This window comes from Nonomuraea sp. NPDC004354 (genome assembly GCF_053602555.1).
The window spans coordinates 646,520-658,737 of sequence record NZ_JBSGDV010000001.1 but is presented as its reverse complement, the minus strand read 5'-3'; the positions used below and the strand labels follow the sequence as shown (position 1 = coordinate 658,737).

Genomic DNA, 12,218 nt, shown 5'->3' with positions numbered 1-12,218 from the left:
CCGCGGGTGCCTCCCGCGAGTACGGGTCTACTGGTATGGGTCGCGGCCTTCGGCGACGGCCGCGAACAGGCTCGTGGCGTAGGCGTGGGCGGCCCGGTGCAGGCCGTGGCCGTAGCTCACCCTGGCGACGCCGAGCGCGGCCAGTTCGGACAGCGAGGGGACGCCGGGACGGAAGTAGACGTTGATGGGCAGTTCGGCGGCCAGCGTCCTGATCTCCTCGGCGTCCGCGACGCCGATCGGGTAGACGCAGTCCACGCCCGCCTCCAGGTAGCGGCGGCCCCTGCGAAGGGCGTCCGCGGTGCTGCCGTCGCCCGCCACGTAGGTGTCGACGCGCGCGTTGACCACGAGATCGTCGCCGGCCGCCGCCTTCACCGCGGCGAGGAAGTCGGCCTGCTCCTCGGGGTCGATCAGCACGCCGTCGCGGGAGTCCTCCAGGTTGCAGCCGACCGCGCCCGACTCGGCCAGGCGCTCGGCCAGTTCGGCGGGCTTGAGCCCGTAGCCGCGCTCGACGTCGGCCGTCACCGGGACGCCGACCGCCCTGGCGATCCTGGCGATGGCGGCGAACATCTCCCCCGGCGGCGTCCGCTCGCCGTCCTCGTAACCGAGCACCGCCGCCACCGCCGCGCTGCCCGTGGCCACGACGGGGAAGCCGGCCTGCTCCACTGCTCCGGCCGACGCGGCGTCCCACGCGTTGGGCAGGATCAGCGGGCTCCCTTTCACGTGAAGGGAACGCAGGCGGATGGCGGCAGTCACGATCGTCATGCCGCGGACCCTACGCACGCCTCCCGCCCGGCTGAAGGGCCACTCCGCGACGAAACACCTGAGCCACCCTGAGAGTCACGAGCCCGTCCACGCGCCGTGAAGCCCACGGCGCGTGACCGCGGGCTCCACGGTCCTGGTGGCGAAGCCGGGCCCGACTGTGAACACCTGGGCTCCACGGTCCCGATGGCGGAGCCGGGTGCGACCGTGAACACGTGGGCGCCACGACCCTGATGGCGAGCCGGGCCCGACCGTGAACACGTGGGCGCCACGACCCTGATGGCGAGCCGGGCCCGACCGTGAACACGTGGGCGCGACGGCCCTGGGGGTGAAGTCGGGCGCGACCGTGGAACACGCGGGCGTGACCGCAGGTGCGACGGCCCTTGAGGCCGGGCGTGACCGTGGAACCCGCGGCGACTGTGAACCCGCAGACATGACCTCGGAAGCTACGAAGACCGTTGGGGCCGCGGGGCCGTACCCCCCGATCAGCAGCCGTTCTTCGCGCACTGCCCGGGGACGGCGCCCGGAGGGCCGTCGGCCGGGCCGGGCTCGGCGGGCTCGGACGGCCGGTCGGTGCCGCTCGAGGAGCCGGGATCGTCCTGCCGGTCGGTGCCGTTCTGGGAGCCGCCGGGCTCGTCCTTGGAGCCGTCGCCGCGGCTCGCGGGGCCCGCCGACCCGGAGTCGGAGTCGCCGGCGGGCCTGTCGGCGGGAGCGGGGTCGCCCCCGGCCGACTCGCCGCCCTCCTCGGGAAGCGTGGCGTCGCCCTCCGCGCTGTCGCCCGGATCGCCGAGGTCCTCTCCTGGCCCCTCGCTGTCCTCCTCGGCCGCGCCGGCGCCCGCCGGTCCCGATCCCTGCCGGGCCTCGTCGCCGGGCTGCGAGACCGACGTGCCCTTGCCGTCGCCGCCGGCGCCCAGCACCGCGAACCCGACCCCGCCCGCCGCGAGGAGGGCGACGAGGGCGGAGGCGGCGATGACGACGCCCTTCCTGCTCCTGCGCGGTCGTGGATCGTGTCCGGGCCCGGAGAGGATCTCCACTCCGTGGTCAGGCTGGCCCGTCGGGGAGGGGACGTGCCCGTGCATGAGAGAACTCCCTGCGGTCGTATCGGGGGAAACGCGATGGCTTCCGCGGGTGATGGACCACACTAACCGCAGGAGCCGAATGCCCGCACACCAATCACAAAGGAATCACGACTTGTCATCATTTGACGCCATATGCCCAGGTTGGCGGGCGAGAGCGGTTCCCATCGCGGGCGTGGCCGCCGTCCTCGGGACCGCCGGACTGGGGGTTTTCCTGGCGCTTCCTGCGGATATCGATGATCGTTCCGATGAGCGTCGGCCTGGGGCGATAAGGGCACTTACCGCAAATCCTGAAATATCAACTTCCACGGCGAAGACAGACTCCCCGTGGGTACGGCCGGTGCCCGCCCCGCCGTACTCAGCGGCCGGAGGGTGGTTCGGCGGCGGCCGCCCCGGGGAAACGGTGCCGCCCATGGACGGTGCGGCGTTGCTCGACGGAATGCCGCGGTCCGGCGGGCCGACGCTCCTCGACGGAACACTGCGGTCCGGCGGGGCGGCGGTGGTGGACGGGACGCCGCGCTCCGGTGGGCCGTCTCCGGCCGAGGGGGAACGCGTCGCTGGAGCGCCGCGTTCGGGTGGGACCGCGGGCGTCGACGGAGCGCGGGGTGCGGGTGGGACCGCGGGCGTCGACGGAGCGCGGGGTGCGGGTGGACCGGGGGAAGTCGGCGGAGCGCCTGGCTCCGGCCGGCCGACCGGTGACGAGGCCCCGGGCGGTCAAAACGGCGGCGCCCCGCCGCGGGCGAACGTGGCGGAGCGGACGCCGCGAAGCGAGCCCCGCACGCCCGCGGTCCAGCCGTCCGCGCCGGGCCCGGCGCCCGACCCCTGCGCCACGTTCCATGACCTGCGGCGCACTTACTGCTACGACGTGCTGGACCGCCTGTCCCCCTGAACGGCACGGCCGCCGCGAGGAGGCCTCCCCTGCCCGAACGGATACCCATGCCCCGGACACCGCCCCGGGGCGCCGCCACCCAGGAGGTCCCAGTGCCGGCGCTCCGGCCGAGGATGCAGACGGCCACGCCTCCCTATGCTCCGGCCAGGGACGCGACGGCCAAGCCGACCGGGGACGCGACAGCCAAGCCGGCAGGGGACACGACAGCCAAGCTTCCGTCACCCGGGCTGACGCCGCCCAGGCGGCCCTGGCTCGGGATGTCGACACATGAGGACGCCCCGGAATGACGCAGCCGCCGGCCGGGAGGCCGCGGCGCGGGATCACGAGGTTCCGGGGGGCGTCACCTCGAATGGCCCGCGGCCGGCACGGTTGCCTGGGGAAACCCGAAGGGCGGGGCCGCCCCACGTGCAGGAGCGCCCCGCCGTACGGCACGCGTCAGGAGGTGACGGCGCAGCCGGACGGTTCGGCGGGCAGGGGCGCGGGCCTGCCGATGGTCGGCATGCCGAGCGCCACCCCCTTCGGCCTGGCAGCGGCGCCCTGGCGGGCCTCCCACGCGTCGCCCGCGCGGGTGCGGCGCAGCCCGAGCGGACGGTCGGCGACCAGGTGGTGCGGGGCGGCGTAGGTCACCTCGACCGTCACCATGTCGCCGGGCCGCGGCGCCTGCTCGCCCACCGCGAAGTGCACGAGCCGGTTGTCGGGCGCGCGGCCCGACAGGCGCCTGGTGGTCTCGTCCTTGCGGCCCTCACCCTCGGCGACCAGCACCTCGAGCGTGCGGCCGACCTGCTTCTTGTTCTCCTCCCAGGAGATCTCCTCCTGAAGGGCGATCAGGCGCTCGTAACGCTCCTGCACGACCTCCTTCGGCACCTGGTCGGGCATGGTGGCCGCGGGGGTGCCGGGGCGGATGGAGTACTGGAAGGTGAAGGCGTTGGCGAAGCGGCTCTGCCGTACGACGTCGAGGGTGCCCTGGAAGTCCTCCTCGGTCTCGCCGGGGAAGCCCACGATGATGTCGGTGGAGATGGCCGCGTCGGGCATGGCGGCGCGGACCCGGTCGATGATGCCGAGGAAACGCTCGGCCCGGTAGGAGCGGCGCATCGCCTTCAGGACCCGGTCGGAGCCCGACTGCAGCGGCATGTGGAGCTGGTGCATGACGTTCGGCGTCTCGGCCATGGCGGCGATGACGTCGTCGGTGAAGGCGGCCGGATGCGGCGAGGTGAAGCGGACCCGCTCCAGCCCCTCGATGTCGCCGCAGGCGCGCAGCAGCTTGCCGAAGGCGAGCCGGTCGCCGAACTCGACGCCGTAGGTGTTGACGTTCTGGCCGAGCAGCGTGACCTCGAGGACGCCCTGCTCCACCAGCGTCCTGACCTCGGCCAGGACGTCGCCGGGCCGCCTGTCCTTCTCCTTGCCGCGCAGCGAGGGCACGATGCAGAAGGTGCAGGTGTTGTTGCAGCCGACCGAGACCGACACCCATGCCGCGTACGGCGACTCGCGCTTGGTCGGCAGCGTCGAGGGGAAGACCTCGAGCGACTCCTTGAGCTCGACCTGCGCCTCCCCGGCGATGCGGGCGCGTTCGAGCAGCACGGGCAGCGATCCGATGTTGTGGGTGCCGAAGACCACGTCGACCCACGGGGCCTTGCGGACGATCTCGCCCTGGTCTTTCTGCGCCAGACAGCCGCCGACGGCGATCTGCATGTCGGGGTTCTTCAGCTTGGCCGGCCGTAGGTGGCCGAGATTGCCGTAAAGGCGGTTGTCAGCGTTCTCGCGAACGGCGCACGTGTTGAACACGACCACGTCGGCGTCCTGGCCCTCGGGGGCGGGAACGTAACCGGCGTCCTCCAGCAGGCCGGAAAGCCGCTCGGAGTCGTGCACGTTCATTTGGCACCCGTAGGTGCGCACCTGATAAGTCCGGGTCACAGTCATGGCACTTCCAAGCGTAGGCGTTCCGCCGCAACACTCGCGCCGGGGCCGAAAATGAGGATGCCGTGATCGGATCGGTACCACCCGGTTAGTGACCGTTGCGTCCGACCCCTCTACGTTGTCATCCATGACGGAGAACTCGACTCCGCTGGTCAAGCTGGAGAATGTCCAAAAGCACTTCGGGGCGCTGCACGTCCTGAAGGACATCAATCTGACCGTTTCCCGCGGTGAGGTCCTGGTCGTGATCGGCCCTTCGGGCGGTGGCAAGTCCACCCTCTGCAGGACGATCAACCGCCTGGAGACCATCGACGGCGGCCAGATCATCTTCGACGGCACTCCGCTTCCAGCCGAGGGCAAGGCGCTGGCGAGCCTCCGCTCCGAGGTCGGCATGGTCTTCCAGTCGTTCAACCTGTTCGCCCACAAGACGATTCGGGAGAACGTCACGCTCGGGCCGACCAAGGTGCGCGGCGTCGCCAAGGACAAGGCCGACAGGCGGGCGATGGAGCTGCTGGAGCGTGTCGGCATCGCCGCGCAGGCGGACAAGTATCCCGCCCAGCTGTCCGGCGGGCAGCAGCAGCGCGTGGCCATCGCCAGGGCGCTCGCGATGGACCCCAAGATGATCCTCTTCGACGAGCCCACCTCCGCGCTGGACCCCGAGATGGTGCAGGAGGTTCTCGACGTCATGATCGGGCTCGCCCGCGACGGGATGACCATGGTGGTCGTCACGCACGAGATGGGCTTCGCCCGCCGGGCGGCCAACAGGGTGGTGTTCATGGCCGACGGCCAGATCGTCGAGGAGGCCACCCCCGAAGAGTTCTTCACCAACGCCCAGACCGATCGGGCCAAGGACTTCCTGTCCAAGATTCTTACGCACTAGAACTAGAAGAGGTGTCATACATGCGTGTTCAACGTGCGGGTGCCGCGATCGCGGCAGCGGGCGTCCTGGTCGGGAGCCTGGCGGCTTGTGGCGGCGACAAGACCTATTCCAGCGTGCTTGAGAAGGCCCAGGACGGTGCGACGGTCGTCGTCGGCACCAAGTGGGACCAGCCGAGCCTGGGCTTGAAGAAGGGCGCCGAGCCCGAGGGTTTCGACGTTGACGTCGCCAAGGCCGTGCTCAAGGAGATGAACGGCGGCAAGGATGTCAAGATCGAGTGGAAGGAGTCGGCCTCGTCCAACCGCGAGCCGTTCCTGGCCAACGGCACGGTCGACATCATCTTCGCCACCTACTCCATCACCGAGGCCCGCAAGCAGAAGGTCACCTTCGGCGGGCCGTACGTGGTCGCCCACCAGGACGTGATGGTCCGCGGCAACGACACCGCGATCACCAAGCCGCAGGACCTGACCGGCAAGCGCATCTGCAAGGCCTCGGGTTCCAACTCCTACAAGCGGATCACCGACCCGCCGCCGGACGGCCAGCTCGACCTCGACGCCACGACGGTCGACGCCGCCAACTACTCCGAGTGCGTCCAGAAGCTGCAGGGCAGCAACCTCGACGCCGTCACCACCGACGACCTGATCCTGGCCGGCTTCGCCAAGCAGGCGCAGGCCTCCGGTGGCAACTTCAAGGTGCTCGGCCAGCCGTTCACCGACGAGAAGTACGGCGTCGGCCTGAAGAAGGGCGACACCAAGACCTGCGAGGCCGTCAACACGGCCGTGGCCAAGCTGTGGCAGAACGGCACCATGAAGCAGCTGCTCGAGAAGTGGTTCGGCGGCATTCAGGGCCTGCAGCTGTCGTCGGAGGCCCCGAAGGCCGAGGGTTGCGCCTAGCCGGACGGCGAGCGACGGACCGGACGCGGCGGCCGGGTAGCCTCGGCCGCCGCTGTCATATCAACGGTGGAGCACTGTGGACGAACTGATTCAATACGCCCCTGAACTGGCGCGGGGGTTCATGGAGAACATCAAGCTCTCGCTCGTGGGCCTGGTGGTCTCCCTCACCCTCGGCACGGTGCTGGTGGCGATGCGGGTGTCTCCGATCCCCGTCATGCGCGTGGCCGGCACGGTCTACGTCAACATCGTGCGGAACACGCCGTTGACGCTGGTGCTGGCGTTCTCGGCGCTGGGCCTGAGCGACACGCTCGGCCTGGTCTTCTCCGACATACCGCGGACCAACTCCTTCTGGATCGTCGCGATGGGCCTGTCGTGCTACACGGCGGCGTTCGTCTGCGAGGCGCTGCGCGCGGGCATCAACACGGTGCCGCTCGGCCAGGCGGAGGCGGCGCGGGCGATCGGGCTGACGTTCTTCCAGTCGCTCAGGCTGATCATCCTGCCGCAGGCGTTCCGCGCGGTCGTGGCGCCGCTCGGCAGCGTGATCATCGCCATGGTGAAGAACACCACGGTGGCGACGGCGGGCGGCTTCCTCGGGGAGGTGGCGGCGACGATGAAGGAGATCTTCGACACCACCGGCGCCTCGATCCCGATCTTCGTGGGCATCGTGCTCGCGTTCATGGCCGTGACCCTGCCCATCGGCTACTTCACCGGATGGCTCTCCCGACGGTTGGCGGTGGCCCGATGAGCACCTCTGTCCTGTTCGACGCGCCGGGGCCGCGGGCCAAGATCCGCAACGGCATCCTGACGGTCGTCAGCGTGGTCGCGGTCGCGGCCGTGCTCTACGGCATCTACGCGGGCTTCGACGCCAAGAACCAGTGGGACGGCCGCATCTGGCGGCCGTTCCTGCAGGCCGAGACGTGGGAGATCTGGATCATCCCCGGCCTGATCGGCACGTTGCGGGCGGCGGCCGTGGCCGCTGTGCTCGCGCTGCTCTTCGGGGCGGTGTTCGGCCTGGCCAGGCTCTCCGACCACAAGTGGATCAGGGTCCCGGCGGGCGTGGTGGTCGAGGTCTTCCGCGCCATCCCGCTGCTGCTGCTGATCTTCTTCATCTTCTACCTGGCGCCCACGCTGTTCGGCGGCGGCGACTACGCCTTCATCTCGGTCGTCCTCGGCCTGATGCTCTACAACGGCTCGGTGCTGGCCGAAGTGGTCAGAGCCGGTGTGCTGGCCGTGCCCAAGGGCCAGTCGGAGGCGGCGTACGCGATCGGCATGCGCAAGAACCAGGTGATGCGGCTGGTCCTGCTGCCGCAGGCGGTCACCGCCATGATGCCGGCGATCGTCAGCCAGCTCGTGGTCCTGCTCAAGGACACCGCGCTCGGCTACATCATCGCCTACGTCGACCTGCTCAACACCGGCTTCAAGATCCTTCCCTCGGCGCTCTTCGGCTCGCTGATCCCGGCCGCGATCGTGATCGGCGTCATCTACGTCGGCCTGAACATGGCGCTGAGCGCGCTGGCCACCTGGCTGGAGCGGCGCAGCAGGCGCAGCCGCAAGACCGCGGCGCCGCCGGTCGTCCCGCCCGCCGCGGGCATGCTCGGCGGCGGACCCGCTCCGGCGGCCCCCGGCGCGGCGGAAGCCGTGGCCACGATGGAGTAACGGCCACGAGAGGCATGGTTTTCCGGCAGGATGCGGCTATGCCTCTCTGGCTTTCTCCCATCTCCACCACCGACGTCGCGAGCTCGGGCCTGCGGCTGGCGTGGCCCACCGTCTCCGGCGAGGAGATCTGGTGGACCGAGGACCGGCCCGACGAGGGCGGCCGCACCACGATCGTCCACGGGGCGGCCGACGGCACGCGCACCGAGCTGCTGGCCGCCCCGTGGAACGCCCGCAGCAGGGTCCACGAGTACGGCGGGCAGCCGTACCTGGTGACGCCGCGCGGGGTCGTCTTCGTCAACTTCGCCGACCAGCGCCTCTACCTGGTGACCTCCGGCGAGCCGCGACCGCTCACCGCCGACGACGGCTCCCGCTACGCCGACCTGCACCTCGGCGACGGCCGATTGTGGTGCGTGCGCGAACGCCACGACGGCAAGGTCACCCGCGCCATCGTCTCGATCCCCCTCGACGGCGGCGACGCCGGCGAGCTGGTGACCGGCAACGACTTCTACGCCTCCCCCACCCTCTCCCCCGACGGCCGGCACCTGGCCTACATCTGCTGGAACCACCCGCGCATGCCGTGGAACGGCACCGAACTGCGCGTCGTCCGCCTGTCCGACGGCGACTCGTGGACCGTCAAGGGCGGATCCACCGAGTCGGTCCTGGCGCCGCAGTGGAAGGACGACAGCCACCTCTACCTCGTCTCCGACTCGTCGGGCTGGTGGAACCTCTACCTGATCGGCATCCACGGCACCTCCCTCAAGGCGCTCCACCCGGCCGAGGAGGAGTTCGCGGGGCCGCTGTGGTTTCTGGGCGGCCAGCCGTACCAGGTGATGGGCGACGGGCGGCTCGCCGTCCTGCACGGGCGGGGCGACCTGCGCCTCGGTCTCCTCGACCCGCGGACCGGCGTCCTGAACGACCTCGACGTGCCCTACTCGGGGTGGGATCCCGCCCTGTCCGCCGACGGCACGATGCTGGCCGGAGTCGCGTACGGCGGGGCGATCCCCCGCTCGGTGGCCAGGATCGACACGGTGACCGGCAGGGTCGAGGGCCTGCGCCGCGACATCACCGAACTGCCCGACGTGGCCTACCTGCCCACGCCCGAACCCGTCGAGTTCACCGGCCGGCTCGGACGGCAGGTGCACGCCTTCCTCTACCGGCCGATCCACGCAGACGGCGCGGCACCCTACGTGGTGTTCGTCCACGGCGGGCCGACCGCGCACAGCGGCTCGGCACTCGACCTGGAGAAGGCGTTCTTCACCTCGCGCGGCATCGGCGTGATCGACGTCAACTACGGCGGCTCCACCGGGTACGGCAGGGCCTACCGCGACCGGCTGCGCGGCCAGTGGGGCATCGTCGACGTCGAGGACACCGTCGCCGCCGCCGAATGGCTCGTCGCCGAGGGGATCGCCGACCCGGCGCGCATCGCCGTCCGCGGGGGAAGCGCGGGCGGCTGGACGGTGATGGCGGCCTGCTGCCGGTCGGACGTCTTCGCCGGCGGCGTGTCCTACTACGGGGTGAGCGCGCTCGCCCCGCTCAACGCCCACACGCACGACTTCGAGTCGCGCTACACCGAATGGCTGGTCGGACCGGAGGATCCCGCACTCTACGCCGGACGGGAGCCGCTGGCACTGGTCGGCGGGGTGTCGTGCCCGATGCTGCTGCTCCAGGGGCTGGACGATCCGGTGGTACCGCCCGCGCAGTCGTCGGCGTTCGCCGACGCGCTGTCGGAGCGGGGGGTGTCGTGCACGTATCTCGCGTTCGAGGGGGAGTCGCACGGCTTCCGCCGCACGGAGACGAGGACGGCGGCGCTGGCCGCCGAGCTGTCGTTCTACCAGCAGATCTTCACGTTGCCGTAGGGGCCGGGGCGGCGGCCCGCGCACCACGGGCGCGGGACCGGCCTCAGGCTTCGAGCCGGTGGTCGGCCTCAGGCTTCGAGCCGGGAGCGGTCGCGGGACCAGCCTCAGGCCTCGCGCGGGGGGCGGTCGCGGGACCGGCCTCAGGTCTCAAGCCGGGGACGGTCGCGGGACCGGCCTCAGGCTTCGAGCCGGGGACGGGCGCGGGACCGGCCCCGGCCGGCGGACCGAAGGACCCGGCCGGCGTCCCCGACGTGACGGCGGGCACCGAAGTCCTGCTGGAGCACGCGTGGGAGGACGGACGGTCACCGGTGACCCCGGTGGCCTCGACCGTGGCGTGCCGTACGGGAAGGACCGGACGGCGTCAGCGGGCGAACTCGGTGGCCCGGGACTCGCGGACGACGGTGATGCGGATCTGGCCGGGGTAGGTGAGCTCCTCCTCCACCTGCTTGGCCACGTCGCGCGCGATCACCTGGGCCTGGATGTCGTCGACGGCGTCCGGCTTGACCATGACGCGGATCTCACGGCCCGCCTGCATGGCGAACACCTTGTCCACCCCGTCGAAGGAGGTGGCGATCTCCTCCAGGCGCTCCAGCCGCTTCACGTACGCCTCCAGCGACTCGCGCCGCGCCCCCGGCCGCGACCCGCTGATCGCGTCAGCCGCCTGGGTGAGCACCGCCTCCACCGTGCGCACCTCGACCTCGTTGTGGTGCGCCTCGATGGCGTGGACGACGTCCTCGTGCTCGCCGTAGCGGCGAGCGATCTCCGCGCCGATCAGCGCGTGGCTGCCCTCGACCTCGTGCGTGAGCGCCTTGCCGATGTCGTGCAGCAGCGCGCACCGCTTCAGCAGCTGATGGTCCATCTTGAGCTCGGCGGCCATGATCCCGGCGATGTGCGCGGACTCGATCAGGTGCTTGAGCACGTTCTGCCCGTAGCTGGTGCGATAGCGCAGCTGGCCCAGCAGCAGCGTCAGCTCCGGGTGCATGTCGGTGATCCCGAGCTCTACCAGCGCGTCCTCGCCCGCCCGCGCGCACAGGTCCTGCACCTCCTGGCGGCTGCGGTCGTGGGCCTCCTCGATACGCTGCGGGTGGATCCGCCCGTCGAGCACGAGCTTCTCCAACGTCAGCCGCGCCGTCTCCCGCCGCACAGGGTCGAAACAGGACAGCAGCACCGCCTCGGGTGTGTCGTCGATGATGAGGTTGACCCCCGTCGTCGACTCGAACGCCCTGATGTTGCGCCCCTCACGACCGATGATCCGGCCCTTCATGTCGTCACCGGGCAGGTGCAGCACGCTGACCACGGACTCCGCCGTCTGCTCGGCCGCGATCCGCTGCACCGCCAGCGTCACGATCTTGGTGGCGCGCTTCTCGCCTTCCTTGCGGGCGTCGCTCTCGATCTCCCTGACGATCAGCGCGGCCTCGCGCTTGGCCTGGTTCTCGATCTCCTTGACCAGCTCGTTCTTGGCCTGATCGGACGTCAGCCCCGCCACACGCTCGAGAATGGCCCGGCGCTCGGTCTCGACCTGCAGCAGCTCCTCACGGCGGTCGGCCAGCTCCGTCTCGGTCTCGGCAAGCTTCCTGCCCCGCTCGGTCTGCCGTCGAGCCTCCTCGTCGAGCCGCTGCTCCCGCTCGCCCAGGCGGTTCTCCCTCCGCTCCAGGTCGGCCCGCAGCTCCTTCAGCTCGTTCTTGAGGATGCGGCTCTCCTCCTCGACCTGCTGCCGCATCTGCGCCGCCGTCTCTGCCGCCATCTCCGACCTGCGCAGGATCTCGACGGCGTCGGACTGCGCCTTGTCCCTGATCTGTACGGCTTCGCGGCGCGCCTCCTCCAGCTCCGACTGCACCGCGGCCAGCTCGTCCGGTGACGGTTTGACCGCCTGAGGCGGCGTCAGGGCGGCAGTACGGCGCAACAGCACGACAAACGCGACGATCATCACGCACGCCAGCAGGAGCACCGCCACCGCCAGCACCACGACAGGCGTCTCCATGTGCGCCCCGCCCTCCTCGCGTCACAGCTTCCAAACGCCCCAGGAGGGGTCACGTGCACGGCACGGATCGCCCCATCGGTGTCTCCACCAGGACAAATATCAAGCCAAGGCGGACCGGGCGTCGACGTGGACCGCCGACACCTTGTCGTTCATGGTCAATCGAGCTCGCTCGTCCGTAGTTCACCGGTATGGCAATCCGCACTGCGCGGAGTAACTCCTCACTGCCGTCGAGGTTATGCGTCGAAGAGGTAACGGGCAAGCAAAGACTCATTGTCAAGCGTGTCCTACCATCAAATCGAGCACATACCGCACGATCTTTC

At 70.6% G+C, this 12,218-nt stretch carries 9 protein-coding genes; 5 read left to right on the top strand and 4 right to left on the bottom strand.

Features of this window, described 5'->3' with window-relative positions:
• Positions 1–27: 27 nt before the first annotated feature.
• The 3 genes from ACWENQ_RS03095 to miaB form a co-directional block, all read right to left on the bottom strand.
• Positions 28–762, bottom strand: coding sequence for an isocitrate lyase/PEP mutase family protein (locus ACWENQ_RS03095; protein ID WP_452412738.1), 735 nt, complete (start codon positions 760–762; stop codon positions 28–30).
• 482 nt (positions 763–1,244) lie between these two features.
• Positions 1,245–1,838 (bottom strand): hypothetical protein, encoded by a 594-nt coding sequence (locus ACWENQ_RS03090; protein WP_449916804.1) that lies wholly within the window; start codon positions 1,836–1,838, stop codon positions 1,245–1,247.
• A 1,321-nt stretch (positions 1,839–3,159) separates the two neighbouring features.
• A complete protein-coding gene (gene miaB / locus ACWENQ_RS03085) occupies positions 3,160–4,641 on the bottom strand; it encodes a tRNA (N6-isopentenyl adenosine(37)-C2)-methylthiotransferase MiaB (RefSeq protein WP_452412737.1) in 1,482 nt (493 codons plus the stop codon).
• A gap of 124 nt (positions 4,642–4,765) precedes the next feature.
• Between miaB and ACWENQ_RS03080 the strand changes: the two genes are divergently transcribed.
• The 5 genes from ACWENQ_RS03080 to ACWENQ_RS03060 all read left to right on the top strand — a co-directional run bounded on the left by ACWENQ_RS03080 (position 4,766) and on the right by ACWENQ_RS03060 (position 9,917).
• On the top strand, positions 4,766–5,515 hold the full coding sequence (locus tag ACWENQ_RS03080; protein ID WP_354906638.1) for an amino acid ABC transporter ATP-binding protein: 750 nt from the start codon (positions 4,766–4,768) through the stop codon (positions 5,513–5,515).
• 20 nt (positions 5,516–5,535) lie between these two features.
• On the top strand, positions 5,536–6,405 hold the full coding sequence (locus tag ACWENQ_RS03075) for a glutamate ABC transporter substrate-binding protein (protein ID WP_452412736.1): 870 nt from the start codon (positions 5,536–5,538) through the stop codon (positions 6,403–6,405).
• A 76-nt stretch (positions 6,406–6,481) separates the two neighbouring features.
• A complete protein-coding gene (locus tag ACWENQ_RS03070) occupies positions 6,482–7,150 on the top strand; it encodes an amino acid ABC transporter permease (RefSeq protein ID WP_449916813.1) in 669 nt (222 codons plus the stop codon).
• Entirely contained in the window at positions 7,147–8,061 is a 915-nt protein-coding gene (locus tag ACWENQ_RS03065) for an amino acid ABC transporter permease (protein ID WP_449916815.1), read from the top strand. The genes ACWENQ_RS03070 and ACWENQ_RS03065 overlap by 4 nt, the downstream gene beginning before the upstream one ends.
• 38 nt (positions 8,062–8,099) lie before the next feature.
• Positions 8,100–9,917: a S9 family peptidase gene (locus ACWENQ_RS03060; protein ID WP_452412735.1), complete on the top strand. Its 1,818-nt coding sequence runs from the start codon at positions 8,100–8,102 to the stop codon at positions 9,915–9,917.
• A gap of 361 nt (positions 9,918–10,278) precedes the next feature.
• On the opposite strand, the gene rny is transcribed toward ACWENQ_RS03060, so the two are convergent.
• Entirely contained in the window at positions 10,279–11,898 is a 1,620-nt protein-coding gene (gene rny / locus ACWENQ_RS03055) for a ribonuclease Y (RefSeq protein ID WP_354906643.1), read from the bottom strand.
• Positions 11,899–12,218 lie beyond the last annotated feature (320 nt).